The organism is Paenibacillus rigui (assembly GCF_002234615.1).
In the GTDB taxonomy this organism is placed as follows: Bacteria; Bacillota; Bacilli; order Paenibacillales; family NBRC-103111; genus Paenibacillus_S; species Paenibacillus_S rigui.
This window is the reverse complement of record NZ_NMQW01000008.1, coordinates 41,570-60,792: the sequence shown is the minus strand read 5'-3', so window position 1 is coordinate 60,792 and position 19,223 is coordinate 41,570. Positions and strand designations below refer to the sequence as shown.

Annotated in this window: 14 protein-coding genes and 1 pseudogene; 4 read left to right on the top strand and 11 right to left on the bottom strand. The window is 52.8% G+C overall.

Annotated features, from left to right (window positions below):
* Window positions 1–217 precede the first annotated feature (217 nt).
* The gene (locus CF651_RS05570) at window positions 218–736 is read left to right on the top strand and encodes a dihydrofolate reductase family protein (protein WP_094013872.1); all 519 of its coding nucleotides are present in this window, start codon (window positions 218–220) and stop codon (window positions 734–736) included.
* A gap of 129 nt (window positions 737–865) precedes the next feature.
* Here the strand turns inward: CF651_RS05570 and CF651_RS05565 are convergent, their stop codons facing one another.
* From CF651_RS05565 to CF651_RS05525, 9 genes are all read right to left on the bottom strand, one after another.
* Entirely contained in the window at window positions 866–3,175 is a 2,310-nt protein-coding gene (locus tag CF651_RS05565; protein WP_094013871.1) for a helix-turn-helix domain-containing protein, read from the bottom strand.
* Window positions 3,176–3,268: 93 nt separating this feature from the next.
* On the bottom strand, window positions 3,269–4,822 hold the full coding sequence (locus CF651_RS05560) for a glycoside hydrolase family 43 protein (RefSeq protein WP_094013870.1): 1,554 nt from the start codon (window positions 4,820–4,822) through the stop codon (window positions 3,269–3,271).
* Between the two features lie 248 nt (window positions 4,823–5,070).
* Window positions 5,071–6,219, bottom strand: coding sequence for an MFS transporter (locus CF651_RS05555; protein ID WP_094013869.1), 1,149 nt, complete (start codon window positions 6,217–6,219; stop codon window positions 5,071–5,073).
* A 209-nt stretch (window positions 6,220–6,428) separates the two neighbouring features.
* The gene (locus CF651_RS05550) at window positions 6,429–7,244 is read right to left on the bottom strand and encodes a sugar phosphate isomerase/epimerase family protein (RefSeq protein ID WP_094013868.1); all 816 of its coding nucleotides are present in this window, start codon (window positions 7,242–7,244) and stop codon (window positions 6,429–6,431) included.
* Window positions 7,245–7,298: 54 nt separating this feature from the next.
* Complete coding sequence (locus tag CF651_RS05545) at window positions 7,299–8,006, bottom strand: sialate O-acetylesterase (protein WP_094013867.1); 708 nt, start codon at window positions 8,004–8,006, stop codon at window positions 7,299–7,301.
* A gap of 137 nt (window positions 8,007–8,143) precedes the next feature.
* The gene (locus CF651_RS05540; protein ID WP_094013866.1) at window positions 8,144–9,214 is read right to left on the bottom strand and encodes an NAD(P)-dependent alcohol dehydrogenase; all 1,071 of its coding nucleotides are present in this window, start codon (window positions 9,212–9,214) and stop codon (window positions 8,144–8,146) included.
* Between the two features lie 285 nt (window positions 9,215–9,499).
* Window positions 9,500–11,596, bottom strand: coding sequence for an alpha/beta hydrolase (locus tag CF651_RS05535; RefSeq protein WP_245855720.1), 2,097 nt, complete (start codon window positions 11,594–11,596; stop codon window positions 9,500–9,502).
* Window positions 11,597–11,609: 13 nt separating this feature from the next.
* The gene (locus CF651_RS05530) at window positions 11,610–13,160 is read right to left on the bottom strand and encodes an extracellular solute-binding protein (RefSeq protein WP_094013865.1); all 1,551 of its coding nucleotides are present in this window, start codon (window positions 13,158–13,160) and stop codon (window positions 11,610–11,612) included.
* A 121-nt stretch (window positions 13,161–13,281) separates the two neighbouring features.
* Window positions 13,282–14,334, bottom strand: coding sequence for an SGNH/GDSL hydrolase family protein (locus tag CF651_RS05525; RefSeq protein ID WP_094013864.1), 1,053 nt, complete (start codon window positions 14,332–14,334; stop codon window positions 13,282–13,284).
* Between the two features lie 388 nt (window positions 14,335–14,722).
* Between CF651_RS05525 and CF651_RS05520 the strand changes: the two genes are divergently transcribed.
* The gene (locus tag CF651_RS05520) at window positions 14,723–15,103 is read left to right on the top strand and encodes a winged helix-turn-helix transcriptional regulator (protein WP_094013863.1); all 381 of its coding nucleotides are present in this window, start codon (window positions 14,723–14,725) and stop codon (window positions 15,101–15,103) included.
* Between the two features lie 46 nt (window positions 15,104–15,149).
* Here the strand turns inward: CF651_RS05520 and CF651_RS05515 are convergent.
* Window positions 15,150–16,212, bottom strand: a pseudogene (locus tag CF651_RS05515) (SDR family oxidoreductase).
* A gap of 133 nt (window positions 16,213–16,345) precedes the next feature.
* Window positions 16,346–17,476, bottom strand: a complete 1,131-nt coding sequence (locus CF651_RS05510) for an NADH-dependent flavin oxidoreductase (protein ID WP_094013862.1) — start codon at window positions 17,474–17,476, stop codon at window positions 16,346–16,348.
* Between the two features lie 199 nt (window positions 17,477–17,675).
* On the opposite strand from CF651_RS05510, the gene CF651_RS05505 reads away from it, so the two are divergent.
* Entirely contained in the window at window positions 17,676–18,188 is a 513-nt protein-coding gene (locus tag CF651_RS05505; RefSeq protein ID WP_094013861.1) for a MerR family transcriptional regulator, read from the top strand.
* A gap of 163 nt (window positions 18,189–18,351) precedes the next feature.
* Window positions 18,352–19,170 (top strand): helix-turn-helix transcriptional regulator, encoded by an 819-nt coding sequence (locus CF651_RS05500; RefSeq protein WP_094013860.1) that lies wholly within the window; start codon window positions 18,352–18,354, stop codon window positions 19,168–19,170.
* Window positions 19,171–19,223 lie beyond the last annotated feature (53 nt).

The following is a 19,223-nucleotide window of genomic DNA, read 5'->3' as shown; positions in this document are numbered from 1 at the left end:
CCCGCTCACAGAGATGGCCAAATGGCAAAGCTACCTTCGGATGCATGAGACCGAGATCCTGAACGATGCCTCACATTACGTGCAGGAGGATCGGCCGGACCGGGTCGCCGCGTCGATCCACAGAGTCCTCGAAAGAACCGTCGTTTGAATACCCGTCGTTGCAGTAAACCGTTGAATCGCTTACGAAAATGGATGGAAAAATGAGGAGGAAAAAATAATGAAAACGATGCTATGGGCAACATTAACCGCGAATGGCAACTACGCACAATCAGGCCCCGATAACCCGCCCAAGCCGGAGACACTGGACGATTTTGTTGCACATGCTCGGGCTGCGGGCAACTTCATCGTCGGCCGCCGGACCTTTGAGAACATGCAAGCGTCAGGCGGCGGCTTCGGGGACGCTTTGGCCGGTATCGATATCGTCGTCGTATCCGGAACCGTCACCGAAATGCCGGGCGTCCGCCTTGCCGCATCTCCCCGTGAGGCATTAGCTTATTTGAAGGAAAAAGGGCATGCCCTGGCACTCATTGCCGGAGGCGCGGATATGCACAACGCTTTTCTGGGTGAAGGTCTTGTCGATGAGCTGTTGTTCAACATGGCACCGGTGCTGGAGGGGAAGGGGCTTCATCTTGTAACGGACCAAGCGCAATACCGTGTTCAGAATGTGCAGCTGCTTCATTGCAAGCCGCTCGGTGGCGGTGTCGTCCAGCTGCATTATGCGGTAGGAAAGGCATAATATGTACAGCAGCGGCAGTGGCAGCAGGATAAATGTAAAAAAGAAATTAAGCATCTCCAGGCCCAATCGGGCAGGATGATGCTTGATTTCTTGGCTTTCGGGTCCATGATTCCAGCATGCAGCCCTTGCTTAATCGAGCGATTCTCTGTATTTCCCGGGGGTTTGCCCGAACGTTTTGCGAAATGTTCGGATAAAGGCGCTGATGTTCTTATACTGAAGTCTTTCCCCGATTTCCGATATTTTGAGCGTGGTCGTCTCCAGCATGACCTTGCCCATATGCATCCGGTATTCGGACAAATATTCACTGAAGGTCACACCCATTTCCTTCTTGAACACGCGGCTCAAATAGACCGGATGGAAGTTCAAGATGGCAGCGCACGACTCGAGCGAAATATCGCAGTCGTACTGCTCGCGGATGATGCGGACCATCCGCTCCGCAATGTTGCCGTATTGGATATCGGCATTCTCCCCTAAGACGGTCACGACCGGCTCAAACATCCGCAGCTGGAACCACTGCAGGATATCTTCTCTCGTCTGCAGCTTCAACAGCTTATCGAGCTCCTTTTCCCCATCCAGTACGCGGGTTGCGGAAACCCCCTGCTCCTGAATCATCTGCATGATCCGGGAAATAAGCTGCATGAACAAAATAGAGTGCTCCCCGGTAAAGCCGTCTTTATTTAAGACGGACGCCAAGTATTCGCGGAACGCCTCCAACGCCTTATCGGATTTCAGCTCCCGCAGCGCCTGGATGACCTTATCCTCCATCACTTTCAGGTGGGAGTATACGATTTTCTCGACTTCCCCCTGCTGCTCGATATCTTCGTAGTGGACGATAATATCCGGTCCCAGACTCATCCGGCTTTTCAACGCCATCAAGCTCTCACCGTAGGCCTTGACGGTCCCGGAGGGCCGGGTGAACGCCGAACTGACGCCGATGCTGACCTGAAGCTGCAAATACTGCTCTACCTTCGATTTGATCAGCTCGGCCGTCTGGAACGCGTACGCCTTCAGCCGTTCAGGCTCCTCCGTATCCGCCGTCAGCAGTGTGACCTGTGAGGCGTTGAGCAGAATCGGGCTGAACCGGGAATGTGCAGGAAGCAGCTCCCCCACGATATTGTTCACCGCGAACAGCAGCAGCTCCCGGTCCTGCTCCTGGTAGCGTGTTTCCTGCAGATTATCGATCTGCAGCGTCAGCACGCAAAGACGGCTCCACTGTGTTGGAAACCCGTACAGCCGGGCACGGTACAAAAAATCATCGTCGGACAGCTGTCCGGTAAACAGCTTCAGAACGAAAAATTCCTTCAAATGCGAAACCTGACCCTGCATTTGCTCTTCCAGCCGGCTTCTCGATACGGCGAGCGTCTCCAGGCTCGCCTGAATGTAATCCAGCTCGTCGCTGCGGGTGCCCGGATGGCTGCCGCCGGGGACCTCCACTTTTTGCGTTAGCTCCAGGAGCTTGCGGATCGGTGAATACATCCGGCGGCTTCCGATATAAGCGAGGAGGGCAACGACCAGCAAAATGAGCACGCAAGCGGCGGCAGTCACCCGTGCGATATTTTTCGTGGCCTTCGTCATCTCGGCAATGGAGACGATAGACACATAGGTCCATCCGTTATGGCCGGAGGATCTGTAAAGGACAGCGACCTCCTCGCCTTCCAGCTCGGACCGAAGGACACCCTGCTTACGGCCGTCCGCTTGCAGCGCCTTCGCGATGTGGCCGTTGATTTCTGCCGTGGCCGCCTTGTCCGCAGACGAGGACAAGAAAGCTTGCCCCGCCTTGTCCAGAACGTAGCTGCTGCCCAGCTTGCTGCTCGGTGCCAAGCCTTCCTTCAGATCGGCAGTCGAAATTTGAACGACGAGCATGCCTTTCGGGGTGCTCGACTTGGTAAGCATCGGCAGCTTCAGCACCAGGCTCACGGTATCCGGCTCCTTCCCCGTTCCGGCTGGCCGAGTACCAGTACCCGGAGCCGAACTCCCATCCCCGGTGCTCCAGAACATGCCGGTCTGCTTCGCTGCCAAGGCCTGAAGCTCACCGCGATTATCCAGCTCGCTAAGCCTTTTCAACGTGCCCAGACTCACCGTCCAATCGTATTGAAAATTAATCAAATGCGCCTGCTTGATCACCGCTACCGACTGCAGATTCGTCAGCTCAGTCGTCAGCTGCCTGGCCTGAACGAAATCCTCGTTCTGAAGCGGGCTGTTCATCGCCGACAGAACGACAGAGGAATTGGCCAGCTGCGTAGCGGACATTTCCAATGATTTTAACGTTTGCTCCACCCGCATCTGGGTTTGCAGCAGCAGCTGCATATTGCCTTCATTAACCTTTTCCTCAATATCCCGGGTAGCCAAATAATAAGAAATCATTCCGATAAACACCGTCGGCAGTGCCCCAAGAAGAAGACTGAAGCAAAGGAGCCGTAATAAGTATTTGCGCGTCATAGACACTCGCACTTCCTTTCAGGTTCCGCTTTGCCTTGCCCTCCAAACAGGCCGACGGGCCGGCTGTAAGCATATTTCTTGACTGCAGTTCCCTTAGGCAAAGCGGAACCAATCGAAATCCGCGAAGCCTTCCGCATCGGCGGATGACAGCTGCAGGCAGAACAAGCCCAGCTTCGCACCGACCCAGCCGCCGGGTACCGCTTCGAACGCATCGCCTACGGTGGTAAATGCTTCTCCATCCAGACTGTATTGGAATGTACATTTAGCTTCCAGCACGACTTGCACGCGGAAGTAGACCGTTGTGGCTCCAGCAGGCAGCGGCAGGCTCACTGCTGTCTTCTCCGAAGACGTTTCCTTATTGCCTTCGCCATGCACAAAAACGATTTCGCTTCCGTTTTCCGTACGTTCCACAGCTATATAGCGGTATTGATGGCCGAATACCGTCAGACCCGCCCGTTCCTGCAATTGAATTCCAGCGAAGTCCAGCTTGGCCGTTGCCGAGAAAACAGGCGCCGGAATTTTTTGGCACAGCACATTCGGTGCCTCGTAAAGCGTCTTGGCGCTCTTGGCGAACAGACGCACATGACCCGGCCGCGCTTCCAGCGACGCCCAATCGGTCTTGCGGTTCGCCTGCCACTGCCATTGCAGCCCCAATACAGGCCGATCGAACTCGTCGCCCATATCCGGAACGGCAAACGGCCATTCGCGGCCCACATCCGGCTTTGGATGAACCAGCACCGGCTCGCCGATTCCGTCTCCGTTCGTGTCGATCCCCATGACCGGCCAATCGTTCTCCCAGCGCATTGGCTGCAAATGCACGATGCGCCCGTACGCTTCGCGATCCTGGAAATGAATGAACCAGGCTTCGCCCGACTCCAGCTCTATGTACCCGCCTTGATGCGGACCGTTCACGATGCTGTCCCCCTGATGAAGCACGATTTTGTCTTCGTAAGGGCCCATGACATGCTTGGAACGGAAAATCGTCTGCCAGCCTGTCGGCACACCTCCGGCAGGGGCGAAAATATAATAATACCCGTTTCTTTTATAAAACTTCGGACCCTCCAGGGTAGGGTGCTCCACTGTACCGTCGAACACGATATCGCCGTCATCCAAAAGCGACGTGCCGTCCGGGCTCATTTTACAAACCTTAAGCTTATGCTTGATGCCGCAGCGGCTGTTGGCGAACGCATGAATAAGATAAGCCTGTCCGTCTTCATCCCACAGCGGGCAAGGGTCGATCCAGCCCTTGACGTCTTTTACCAGGTGCAGCGGCGTCCAAGGACCTGCCGGATCCACGGCCGTCGTCATGAAAATGCCCTCGTCCGGCATGCTCACAAATATCCAAAACTTCCCGTCGTGATAACGAATGCTCGGTGCCCAAATACCGTCTCCATGACGCACACGGTCGTAACCGCCCGGAAGCTCGTCTTGAATCGCATACGTCAGCAGGGTCCAGTTCACAAGATCCTTCGAGTGCAGAATCGGAAGCCCCGGCAGACTGTTGAAGCTGGAAGCGGTCATATAAAAATCGTCACCGACGCAAACGACATCGGGATCGGAATAATCGGAATAAAGAATCGGATTGCGGAATTGCCCATCGCCTAAATCAGCGTACCATACCGGCAGCTCTTGCTTATTAACGCTCATTGTATCTGTCTCCCTTATATTTAAAATTCCCGCCATGAAAGCGGTTGAAATTGATCCGGCGGGAGCTCCTCGCCAAGCCCTCCGTAATCGTTTGCAGCAAACTATACAAATTCAGGTCCGGCGCCCCTGTACCTTCCTATTGTAAGGGATAGCCCAAACAAGGTTCTACACAAAATATGCTCAGATCCGGATAACTTAACAATTCTTGCACTTTGCACGCAGGAAAGAGGCAGACGCACGGCTTGGTTCTATGCGTTCACACTTACAGCCGAACGCTTCTCCCTCACAGCTACCATCACAATGACCAAGCCGCAGGCCAGTGCAATCCATGCATTGTACAGGAATACATTCCTCATCCCAAAGGCCTCGCTCGCGAAGCCTCCGACGAAGCTGCCGATAATCCGGGCCAGACCAAGGCTGAGCAGGCCGTGAAACGTTTGGCCGCTTGCCTTGAGCTCCTTGGGCACCTCTTGATTGATGTACATGGCAAGTGTAACCGAGAGGACGATAAAGATGAGTCCGTGGAGTATTTGTGCAGGCAGCACCCATAGCGGCTGATCTGTAAAATAAAAACAGAACCAGCGGAGAGCAGCCGCAATGCTGGAAATAAGCAAAATATGCGGAATGCGGATACGCCGCAAAATACGCTGGGCAAACAGCAGAAACGGAATTTCGCTTAAAGAGGAGATGACCATCGACCAGCCCAGCAGGACACTGTCCCCCCCAAGCTCCCGGTAATAAACGGGGAAGAAGGTATAGTAATAGCCCAGCGTAATTTGCAGCACCAGGCTGATGCCCATATACGTCATCAGCTTGCGGTTTTTGAACAGCACCCAGACTTGCATTTTGCTGCCTGCCGATTGGTAGCCGGAAATGCGGGGAAACCGGGTTAGCAGCAGGAGCGCCGCCACCATAATAGCCGCATAAACGGGAAACAGATAGTTGATGTTATATTTTGCTATAAATCCGAACGTCAGGGACATGATAGCGAATCCTACCGTCCCCCCGAGACGAATCGGGCCGAACGACCATTTCTTATGCTTCTCCAGCTCTTCCAGCGTAATCGCATCGCTAAGCGCGGAAATGGACGTCTGGAAAAACGTGAACAAGCAGACCATAACCAATAAATAAGCAAATAGCGTAGACAGTGGGAAAAACAGGATGACGATGCTGCTGCCGATCATCAAGAAGGCAAGCACCGAGTTTTTCGTCTTCGCCCGATCCCCGATTGATCCCCACAAAGGCTGGGCCAGCACCGCAACCAAAGGCCCCAAGCTGAGCAGCGTCCCGATCTGTGTCGGTGTGGCGCCGATCGACTGGAAGTAAACGGGCAAATACGTCCCATACACCGCATTCCCCATATAAAAAACGATATAAAACAGCAAAAAATAGGTCATCTGGCTTCTCTCCGCTCTCTTGGAATCTTGGCAGCTTGCTATATGTTGCCTATTATCTCACCGGGGATATGGGTTGACAATGCAATATCGTGACATCCAGGGCTGCCAGGATGAGCAGAACGTCATCCTCGACAGAAACAAAAAAAGGAGCACCGCCTCCCTCTCGGGATCCGCAGTGCTCCTCTTATAAACGCCTCGATAGCCTTTCTCTACAGGTTATGCAAATGACGCATGGCCTGCACATAGTGTGGAAACACGATGTCCGGCTGCTCCAGCTCCGGATGCCATTTTTTCTCCCACTCCAGCGTGTAATATCCGTCATAGCCCTTGCTGTTCAAGAGGGCATAGATCGAAGGAATCGGCACATCGCCTTCGCCCAGCAGGCAGTATTGGAAGGAGCCGTTCCCTTCCGGCTTCTTATACGAGTCCTTTACATGCGTATAGTGAATCCACGGGGCTAACGCTTCCCATGTCGTTTCGGGCTGTTCTCCGAGCATCCGGTACGGATGGTGCAGGTCCCACAGCACCCCTACCGCTTCGGGATCGACCTGCTCCATAACGGCTCTTACATCGGCGCAGGCCGTCCAATCGTCATGCGTCTCGAGCAGCAGCTTCGCACCATGCTCTTTGGCCACGGCACCCATGGCCCGGAAATGACGCACCATTGCCTCCAGCGCTTCCGCGCGGCTTAACTGCCCGATGGCGCCCCCAAACACCCGGATATAGCGGGTATCGAAGATCGAGCACAGCTTCGCGTATTCACGAATTTCCGCGAGATTCTTCTCATAGTTGTCGGCGGACACCATATGAACCGAGCTGGAGAAGCAGGATACGGCCAGCCCCGCAGCCCGAATTTGATCCCGGGTGTGATATACCCCCGCGGAGAAAGCCGGGAGCTTGTACAGATTCATCTCTCCGGCAAGACCGCGAAAATCAATCGCGTCAAAGCCATAGGCCGCAGCCTTCCCGATCACCGTGTCCAGCTCCCAATCCGGGCAGCCTAATGTGGTAAACGACAGCTTCATGCTTGTGATCCTCCCCCATTTTGATCGCCGAGCCCGCATAGTTTCACCGGACTTCTAGGATCGGCCGGACATCATGCTTAAATACCGTTGCGCAAACCGTTTGCCAAGCTCGCGGGCCGACTGCGCGTCATAGTGCAAAAAGTCTCCCTTATGCTCCAATCCATCGGAGCTTACCCAGCCATAGCTTGGGAAACGATCCGCAGCTGCTTCAACCGCTGCTTGGATGTATCTGGTATACGGATAATCGCTTTCACGAATAAAGGTGCCCAGCTTGGCAGCGATGAAGGGAACCTTCGTACCGCAGCCCAAATCTTCCCGCACATCGCGGATCAGGGAAAAATACTGTTCCTCATACGCCCGCGCGCACTCCGCGTCGTCCGAATCGCTCTCGCCCTGCGCCCACAAAATACCGCTCAGCTCGCCGTGCGGCAGTGCAGCCCTCGCCCGCTGCAGCGCAGCCTCATACAAGTCCGCTCCTCCGACCCAGCGCTCGATCCTTGTGCCCCCAACGGCGCAAGGAATAAGCCCGATCGGCTGGCTGCCCTGCGCTGCGATGGTCTCAGCGAAGGTCAAGCCGGGTCCAACCCCGGCAATCTCGGGCTTATCGTAATGAAGCGGATCCACAGCAGCCTTCCATGTCAGATCGGCTGCTAGGCTCCATACGCCGGGGACAGGCGTCAGCTCCCCAGCCGTCAGCTCGCCCCGGCCCGCCATGTTCGACTGGCCGATCAGCAAAAATAATTTCATACCGCTTGGTTCCATACGCAAGCAACACCTCCGCCATTAACGTACCTTATTTGATTGAATCTGTAAACGGTGCCGTCAAGCGGCGTCTTTCGCCAATGGAACCTGGAGTTAAGTGTCTTCGGCCCTGCAAATTCATGCTATTCTTTCATCGGTTACTCGTTCGGATATACGATGATTTTCACGCTGGTCGCCTTCTCCGTCATTGCTTTAACCATCGCTTCCTGTGTACGCTCGAGCGGAAAGCGATCCGTAAAGATTTCGCTTAATCCCTGCATGCCGGACGATAAAAAGCGTACGCCCGTCGGGTACGTATTCGCATACCGGAAAATGCCGTAAATATCGATCTCATTGTCGCAAAGGAATGGAACATTGAAGCCGACCTCATCCACGGGCGGGAGCCCGACGATGGACAGCTTGCCGCCGCGTTTAATCACCTTCATGGCGGTTTGCAGCGCACGCGGATGCCCGGCGGTTTCTATTGCCAAATCCACCCCGCGCTGCGCTGTCAGCTCCAGGATGCGTTCAGCCGCATCCCCGGCTTTGCCGGAAATGGCGTCTGTCGCGCCAAGCTTCAATGCAGCCTGCAGCCGGTTCTCCTCAAGGTCGCTTGCATAAATACGCGAGGCGCCGAAAGCTTTGGCTGCGGCAACGGCCAACAGCCCGACCGGCCCCATGCCGATGATCGCCACCTCCCCGCCGGGCTTGAAGCCGGCGCGGTTCAGCGCGTGGATGCCGACAGATAACGGCTCCGCCATGGCCGCTTCCTCGAACGACACATGATCGGGAATCGGGAATACGAAGTCTTCCCGATGCTTGATATACTGCACGAACGCCCCGTCCACAGGCGGTGTGGCCAGGAACTGCACATCCGGGCACAGGTTGTACCGGCCGGATTTGCACTGCTCGCAGCGCCCGCACGTAACGCCGGGCTCGACGGCGACCCTGTCGCCGGGAGCAAAGCGCGTCACCCGCTCCCCGCAGGCAACGACGATACCGGCACACTCATGGCCCAGTATAATCGGCTTGCGCACAACATAAGGACCGATGCGGCCATGCTCAAAATAATGCACGTCCGACCCGCATACTCCGACGGCCATGACTTTAATCAGTACCTCGTCCGGGCCGGCTTCGGGAACCGGCAGCTGTTCGATGGCGATATGTCCGGGAGTATGCATCACGGCCGCTTTCATTGTCTCTGGAATCATTTCGGTTGCTGCTGTCATCTCTTGTTTCCTCCTTCAGGCAGTTAAGGTTCAGGGTGAATGGAATGGAGGAGCCTGCCGCCAATTCGCTGGCTTCGGCTCGGCATCAACTAAGTTTAATTATTATACTAAGTTTATGTATTCGGTTTCAATCCCCATATTCCTGCAAGGAGGCAAAAAGAAATGCGGACCACCTATTTCATCCGCCTTCATCAGTCATATATCCTATTCTGAATCGCTGCAGCAAACAAGAAAAGCTGCCCCCGCTTTCGCTACGGGAACAGCTTTTCTCTGCAATACCTGTGCCTACGGCTGGTATCCCGCCTTATAATACACATGTTCCGTGACCGTCCGGTTCTTCACATACTGATCCAGGAACGTCCAAGCCTCCGCATTGGCCTGCTCCGACGCGGTCCCGGTAAAGCCGTGCCCTTGACCCGGAACGATCTTCAAATCAACAACCGGCACCCCGGCAGCGGTCAGTTGGTTAGCAAAGGTGACGCTATCGGTGTAAGGAATCGTTGCGTCCGCATCGCCATGACGAATCCATATCGGCGGATCGTCAGGGGAGGCGTACGTTCCGGGCATCGCCAGCCGGGCTTCATCCGGCACGGAGAAGGCATTGTGCCCTCCCAGCAGCGCCGTCACCGAGCTGTAGCTGTTCGCGAACTCCGTTGTAAAATCGGCAGGGCCGTACCAGTCCGCAACGGCCTGCACCTTGTCGGAATATTGCGGCCAGCCTCCGCTGCCTTCCAAATCCGGCACATTCACGGTATGCCCATTATCCAGCGTCACTTGATCAGCTGATGTCAGATCTCCCGAGGTGCCGAGCAGCGAGGCCAAATGCCCTCCTGCGGAGGAACCCCATACCCCGATCCGATCGGGGTCGATACCATACTGTGCCGCATGCGCTCTCAAATATCGGATGGCCAGCTTTACATCCTGAATTTGGGCCGGATACGGTGCTTCCGGGGTGAGCCGGTAATCGAGTGATACGCCGATATAGCCTCTTTTGGTCACATAGCTGCAAATCGTACTTAACGCCTGCTTCCGGTCACCGTGATTCCAGCCTCCGCCATGAATGTACACGACCACCGGCATCGGGCTCGCTGGTACGGTCTCCGGTACCGCAATGGACGTATACAGCGGCCGCGTTCCGGCCATGCCAATCTCCACATCCTCATACAGCGTAACTCCTGCCGGAGGGGTAAAAGGCGCCGGCTCCGTCGGCGGTGTGACCGGTACCGGACTGGCCGCCGGCGGAATGCCCGGGATCGCCTGTCCCGCGATCGATACGCTGTCAATGTACATGTTGGCGTTCATCGTGTCGCCTACCCGAAACCTTATTTTCACATGAGCGTTATTGTTTGCATTGCTGGCCAGCGTCCACGATTTCAACGTGTTGGGTTCACTGTTTTTTTGCTCTGTTGTGCCCGGGGGAAGCTTGAATTCCTCAAGCGTCGTCCAGCTCGCTCCATCGTCGGGTGACCATTCGGCAATGATGCTGCCGCTAATATAGGAGGATGCCCTCGTATAATAGCTCAGCTTGATGCTGCCGTAGCCTGTCGTATTTAACGGGAGGGCCAAGGCATCCTTCGAATCCATTTTGACCAGATTCGGAAGCGATGGCGCACTGGCCGATACGGAGGTCTTGGCGGCACTGGCATTTGCCCCTTCCTGTACCCATGGAGACGGAATGACAACGCCGCCCCCCGAGCCATAATTGTCCGGGTCATCAAAGTTATCGTTAAAGAAGGTGATGTCCGGTCCCTCCGGCTCGGGAATCGTACCTGACAGCGGCTCCCCTGCAAGCTCCACATCATCGATGTAAACATTGCCGGACAGAGCAGTCGCCGTGTCCACGCGGAAACGAACTCTGAGCTCCGCCAGATTGTCTGCGGACATCCGTTCCGGGGCCGTTAAGGTATACGTCCTTTGCTTGAACGTACCCTGGGCCGCATCGATCGGATCAAGCGTCACCCATGAACCCCCGCCGTCGACGGAATATTCCACCTTCACCCCGCCTGCGGTGACGCTCGACTTGTACCAGTAGCCGAGCTGAATGTTTTTGTAGCCTGCTGTGCTCAGGTGCAGTGTAAGCGCATCGGTCGCGTCGATTTTGGCTCCGTACGTCCCCGTATGCATGCCGCTGGTCAACGTCTTGACCAAGCTTCCGCTCGTGCCGTCCTGGGACCATAAGGATGGCGCGGAGCCGGGTACGGGGGCTGCGTCGCCATACTCGAAGCTGTCGTAAAACAGCTGCGTGCTTGTCGTCCCTTCCGCCTCAGCTGTACCCGTAAACGTTTTCAAACCAGACCAAGGCTCCGCCCCTGCGAGGGGGCTTGCAAGCAAGGCGGCACAGACGAGCAGTCTCGTGCATTTTCCGTTCAGCCAATGGTTCAAGCGTAACGCCTCCTTATTTTTTCGATAAAATGACGCCTTCCTTCTTGTTATAACGCTCCGTCGCCTCTTTGATGATCTCGTTGCCGCCCTTCGACTTCCACTCCTCCAGCACCTTCGGATAATCGGCGATGTTTTCCTTGCCGTACACCATTTTGATCACATGGACCAGAACAACCGGCGGCAGCTTATCCCCGGTAGGCGTAATATCCGGATTTTTCGTATAGCCCTGCAGCTGGGGCTCGAATTGAATGCCGTCCCGGCCTTCCTTCGCCAACACGGTGTCGTACAGCTTCATCAGATTTTGCCCTTCCGGCGTCAAGCTCAGAGAGCCTTTGTTATAGGTCGTGTCCTGTACGAACCAGAGCAGGGTTTGCCTGTACGTCTCCTCATCCACCTCAAGTGCATTGGCCGGAGCCTTGTAGTTGATTTTGCCGTTCTCCTCCGTGTAGTTCTCTCCCTTGATCCCGAAGGTGAAAAACTTCTCCGCCTCGTCGCTGACCATCCAATCAAAAAATTTAATAATGCCTGCGGGGTCCTTTGCATTTTTATTAATGAAATAAGCCCGGGTCACGTTTCCGACCAGCCTCAAGCCGCCCTTGCCGTCCGGCCCCGTCGGGGACGATATCAATTTCATCTTCGCGCCCGGGACGCTCTCCTTCAGCTGATTGTCCCACTGAATGAGCAGATTCGCGTTCATATTCCATATTCCCGCCTTGCCGGCAAGAATATCGTTCTTGAACTTGGTCGGATTCGTCGTTGCGAACTCCTTGCTGATCAGCCCTTCCTCGAGCATCGTTTTGTACGTCTGCATCGTCCGCTGCATGCCTTCCACATTAAAAAACTTCGGAACAATCTGATCCCCCTGCTTCATAAAAAAGTTGGCGAACACGTCGTTCGCCCCGAAAAAGGCGTCCGAATAGACGAAATCCTCACGGCCCATATAGGGATTCTCAACGCCCATTTTTTTGAAGGCACGCATGACATTGAGATAGTCATCCACCGTTTTCGGCTCCGGAAGGCCGGTTTTCTCCAGCAGATCCGCGCGAATCCACGTCGCCCGCCGGGAGGGATTCGACAGCCATTCCGGTATGGCGTAAATGTTCCCGTTCGCATCCGTTTCCTTCTCCCACGCATCCTTGGGGATTTTGGCCAACAGGTTTTTGCCGTGCTTGTTCAGCAAATCGTTCAGCGGCATGAAGACCCCCGACTGTACCGAGCCGGCCAGCTGCGGATTTGTTAACCCCGCACTTGCCTGTACGACATCGGGAATATCGTTGATTGCGAACATTTGGATCATTTTTTGATCGAATTCCTTATGCGGCATCAGGCGGATGTCCAGATTCGTGTTCGTCAGCTCCTCCAGCTTCTTGACCCACTTCTCCTCGTTGATATTCGGATGATTCTCCGCATAAGAGATGTTACCGGAGCGGAACGAGATCGAGAACGATGTTTTCCCGCCCGGACTGGCCGTGCCTTCGCTTCCCTGGGACCCGGGCTGTGCGCAGCCGATCACCGAGGTAGCGGTCAGCGCCGCCCCCGTTACTACCAAAAGCCATTTTTTCATTGGATTACTCCCCTTATGGTTCGTCATGAATTGCATATGTGTAAAGTTCATTGATCCTGAGCCTCGGCTCGTTCACCTTATTCTCCGCTTGCCCTCTGTCGCCCCGCTGCGCTTACTTGTCTTACTTGCCTACCGCTTTGGCCCGCAGCCTCTCCACCTCAGTGCACAGCAGCCGGGCTACCTGCTCACCCATCAGCATGTGACCGTAGTCGGAAGGATGAATCAGATCGCTGGTCAAGGAAACGAAGTCCGTCATGATGTCACTGCCGTTCAGCAGATGCAGCTGTTTATGCTGTTTGTCCGCACAGTAGGACCTCAGCACATCGTTGAACTGCTCTTCATGCTCCCGGTAGGGGCGAATGCTCGCCTCCTCATGACAGTAAGTCCCCCGATTCGGGTACATGGTCGTCAAAAAAACCGGCTTGCCGGGATGGCGCTCGATCATCGAGTCCAGCAAGTAATGGATGCGGGCCTTAAATGCCTCCACTGTAAAAACACTTCGCATATTGACGCCGAGCTCCAAATAGGCGATATCCCAATCGTGACGCTCGGCCAGATGGTCCGCCAGCTCCGCCTCACAGTAGCACGATCCGCTTAAGCCCAGGTTCAGCACGTCCATTTCCAGGCGTCTGGCAGCCTGCTGCACGTAGCAGTTATAGTTGGCTAACGCCCCGGCCCCCTGGGTAATCGAGGATCCATAGGCGAGCATCGTCAGGCGGGGCATCTCCTCCGGATAAGGCGCCCGCACCTCGAAGCCGAAGCTTTCCACTTCATAAAAAACCGCACTGAAGCGGTCAAAGTACAGCCGCCACACGTTGGATTGAAAGGCACGGTTGTTCAGCCGCTCCGGGATCACGTCAGCGAAACGCTCCGGCACATCAAGCTGCAGCGTCTGTACGACACCCGCCTGAAGCGTATGAGCCGAATGGAAAAAGTCCCCCCGAAACACGAACACCCTACCGTTCGTTTCCTGCGAAGCGACCGTCACCCGCACGTGCTTGGCCTCTGTAACAAAACGCAGCTCGCATCCGTTGGACTGAACTGCCTTCCAGCGCCCTTTCTCCGATAGCTGATGCCGCACCTCCTTGGGAAACCGCTGCAGCCTCACCCCAGATCCATGGTCTCGCTGCTCCAGCTCCGATACGTTATGAAAATATAATCCGTTGTACAGCATGGTTATGCCCTCTCCTCATGAATTACTGACTCTTATCTAACTCATAACTTATCATATTCCACAAAAGAAAGCGTTGTCAATAAGTTATTCTTTTTATTTTATAAGTTAGAAAATAGTCATGTTTTCTGTGTGCCGCGGACAGGTCCCCCGGTTGGCTTCGCCGGCCTTATAAGCTAAACATTCATACCCTGCGGGTCAGTAGGAGGAACTTCTACTTTCTACGCAAAAAAAACGCCTGGGGCTTACCGGACGGACGATGCTTCATTAAGCGGGAGGATAGCATAATATTTGGGTTGTAGTTATAATGTTTAATAGGGCCATTTCATGCCCCAATTCATCAGGAGTTACCAGTGACCGGTGCCGCAATATTCGAGAAGGAGCAGGTTGTGTGCAAAAGGCTGAAAAAATTTACAACACTGCAGTAGAGGCAACTTTGGAGGTAATTGGCGGGAAATGGAAACCTGTTATCCTCTTTCATCTGACATTTGGCAAGAAACGGAATAGTGAATTTAGAAGCTTGATTCCTGCAATTACTCAAAAGATGTTAACGCAGCACCTTCGGGAGCTTGAAGAAGAGGGCGTCATCTTACGTATTTCCTATAATCAGGTACCACCAAGAGTTGAGTATGAGTTGACAGACTACGGCTGGAGTCTAAAGGAGATCCTGCATCTGATGTGCCGTTGGGGCGATTCGCATATAGAGAGAAAGTACGAGGGAAAGGCTACCATTCTGGTTAATCCAACGCTTACCGACTTAAATAACAGCTAAGAAACCGACCCAAAACGAGGTCGGTTTTCTTATTGTATACGGTAGTTTACGGGATGACTTTGCGCTTGCGGAAGTCGTCGAAAATGTTCATAAACATGGCTTCGGTATCGACGAATTCGTGAAAGCCTAAACGACGAGCCTTCGTTCCGTCGGCAAAAAAATCGTAATCCCATCCAAACACGAAATCACCGAATGGCCAAGAGGATACATCTTTATAGGAATTCCGGGCAAGCCCATGCTTCTCGACCATTTTGTTCCAAAGCTGCTCCTTGTCTGCCATGAACGTCCAGAGACATCTGCAACGGAGGCGCTGTTTCCATGCCAAAGTATTGAGCGATCTTCGGCCATAACTCATTCCAACGAAACAGATCGCCGTTCGTAATGTTAAATGCCTGATTCGCACAGCGTTCGTCGGTCGCCGCCCATACTGTTGCCTTTGCGAGAAGCCCGGCGTCTGTCATCTCCAAGAGGCTGTTGTAGGCTCCCGGCTTGCCTGGAAACCGTAAAGGGATTCCAAGCTCCTTCGAAATTGAAGCGTAAATCGCTATGACCATTGCGAGGTTCATCGGATTTCCAAGCGAGAAGCCGCAAACTACAGAAGGACGGAGTGCAGACCAAGTCCAAGCCTTACCTTTTTGCCGTTCTTCTAAAAAATTTTGCTGATCAATATTGAACTCAGGAGGCATGTGGTTGGCGTCTGTCTCACGAGCAGGCGTTTTGAACGGGCCGAGATGTGCACCGTATACCTTGTATCCCTGCATCAGACTGACATGTTTTAAGCCCGACGCGATTGGTTCGATCACTTCTATGATGTTCACTAACATGGAGAGATTCGGTGGAACAAGCTCAGCCCAAGTTGGACGGTCTTGGTAAGCAGCATAAAAAATGTGTGTTACCTCCGTTACATCGCTTAACTTCTCGTGAAGTTCGTCTATATTGAGTAGATCCGCAGCCACATAACGAACATGCTCACTTGATTCTCCACCGCGGCGCGATACGCCGATTACGTCCCAATCCGGGAGAGTGATGAGGTGATCGATAAGGTTGCGGCCTATAACACCATTTGCACCCACAACCAAGGCGACTTTGCGTGTTGCTGTACTATTCATACGGGTTCAGCTCCCTCTGTACTATTCTTTCTACAACATCATTTTGCATCAACTAACCATACATAGGAAGTACGCACTTTATAGTGACATAAGCACTTTAAAGTAATCCAGGTAAATTCATCGTTACCATTTTTCATTTCGCTTTATCTGCGATAGGGAACCATCCCGGAGTATGGACGATTTTCAACCATAATGGTTCGGCAATCCCCAATTTTTCTTGATCATTTAATGTTAACTCCGTACGAATTTCGTTTTCCTTACCTAGAGTTATTTTTTCAACCCAATCTGGATCGATAATCAGTTCTCGTCCAAGTGCAATAAATGGAATTCCCGATTGTAACGCTCTTAGCGCCTCATCAGGTGTGTGGATCGAACCTACACCGATAACGGGAACTCTTTGCCCGACAAGCTCATAGATGATTTCCATTCTGGAGCGATTGTCCTCTACTCCACGTCTAGGCTTAGACCAAAAGTCCATTAAAGAGACATGCAAATAATCCAAATTATGATTTGCGAGGACTTCCACCAATTTAAGTGTATCGGCCATTGTAATACCGGGTGTCCATTCTTCTTCTGGCGATAACCGATATCCCACAAGAAAAGGCTGTTTGGCATACTCTGCCACCACTTTTTGCACTTCATCTACAACAGCGAGCGGAAACGCCATACGTTTATCTATATTTCCTCCCCAATGATCATCGCGTTGGTTTGTGTACGGTGAGAAAAATTGTTGAATAAGAAATCGATTTGCCCCGTGAATCTCTACCCCGTCGAAACCAGCCTCGATTGCCCTCCGAGTGCTAGCGCCAAACGCACGAATGATCTCCCCAATTTCCTTTTCCTCGAGTGCTCGAGGGATTACGCTCCCCCCTTCTTTAGCAACCGCACTCGCACTTACAATCTCACTGTTCGATACCACTTCCGGCGAACTTTCACGACCGCCATGAAAGATTTGCAGAATGGCTTTTGCCCCGCTTTTCTTTATTGTTGTTGCCAGGCGTTGTAAACTCGGGATCTTATCATCATGATCAGCCGCCAATTCACCGCCAAAAACCCTGCTATTTGGTGTGACTATTGTACTCCCTGTGATAACAATTCCAACACCGTTCGAACGTCTTTCGTAATAGGTGATTAACTCATCAGATATCGTACCGTCTTGCCTGGAATACGATATCGTCATTGGCGCATGAACAATGCGGTTCTTTACTTCGATACCATTCTTGAAATGAAACGTCTCCATTAAAGGTTGATATTTAGGGTTCATAGAGGCCCACTCCTTTAGTTAGCTTTATTGACCAGGATTTTCTCCCCGTCAGAACCCATAATAAAAGTTGGTGTCGAATCCAAGTCAAGGTGCGGAAACAAAGAAGCTGCCCAAGGATAAGGGGTGGGGGAATACGTTTGACTTGGAGTCGGCTCCAAGATGTATAATACACAAAATGGAAATTTCAGGAGGGGACACAATGGCAGAACAAACGTTTACCATCAAGCAAGCTGCTGAGCAAACCGGAATTTCCGAGGACACGATCCGTTTTTACGAAAAGATCATGCTCCTGCCTCAGGCAGAACGAAAGGAAAACGGGCATCGCGTCTATCGAAAAGAGGACATCTATAGGATCAAGCTAATATCCTGCCTCAAAAAAACGGGAATGCCGCTTGAGGCTATGAGGCCATTTTTGGCGGCCTCGGCCGACAATGCTTCCGCGGAATATCCCGAACTGGTGGATCAATTAAGAAGTCACCGCGAAAATATCGTAAATCAAATCTCCTCACTTCAGCAGATTGTTGATTTTATTGACATAAAACTGGAAGAAGGGAGACCCCGCAAGGCATCCTCAGACCAAAGTCAAGACGAAGTTTTAGAAGATCACAAGGAGATAGAACAAATAAAGCCCATTTCCGTCGTTGAGATGAGTTATTTTCCCGCATATGCGAAAATGGACAAGTTGCCAACTGGTAGACTGACGGAAGAGTAAGTTAACGGGCACGATAGCTCAACAAAAATCCGGCCACAGCGGCCGGATTTTGCAATGCGCATATGTTCGATGTTGCTGCACTGGGAGAAGTGAATTTTCATTTCGATTAACTGAAGTATAATAAGAGCGATGGACAAAATATCGTGGACAAGGAGAGGTTAAGATGACTCATCCCTATCGACCTATACATTCTCCCATACTGCAGCCGGAATTGCATCGCCCTTGGTACCGTTGCCGGGAATATACGCCAAGTCGCCGCTTGGAATCGCATGTTGCTTCCTTTTGGACAATGGATTTTCAGCCCGTGCCGGAGCATCAATGGCATCGGATCATACCGGATGGTTGCGTCGATATCGTTGTGGATCTTCTTTCTCCTTCAAGCCGGAAGGCCGCCTATGTCGTAGGGTTGGCGACTCAATCTGAAGTTTTGCATTTCTCTGAAGCTCGTTCGATATTCGGTATTCGGATTTATTCGGAATCGGCCCGGGATATATTAAAATTCCCCCTCTCTGCGTTTATGAAACATCATGTCTTTCTGGAAGAAGTCTGGGGCCTTGAAGGGCTGTACTGGGTCGAAGAAATCCTGACCGCTAAGACAACCTCGGACATCATTGAAATTGTCGAGCATAAATTATGCCAAATGCTGAATGACAGCGGTATGCCTACTCCTTCTTTGGTGTACCAAAGCATGCAGTATATGTATCTCTACAAAGGGAATCTTTCCGTAACGAATCTGGCGGATAAGGTAAATTTCAGCGAAAGGCACATAAGAAGGACTTTTGATAGGGAATTCGGATTGAGCCCAAAGGAAATGCTGGGAATCGTCCGGTTTCAAAGTATACTACAAGAGTTTTATAGGGGAGACTATTCCAGCTTGACGGATCTTGCGCTGAAATACGGTTACTACGATCAGTCTCATTTTGCCAATACCTTTACGCGTTATTATGGATTGCCTCTTAAACGACTGACTAAAAAGGGATAAAGAAGTCCGTTTTTTACTATTTTGACAATCGGTACAATTGATATAGTGGGGGT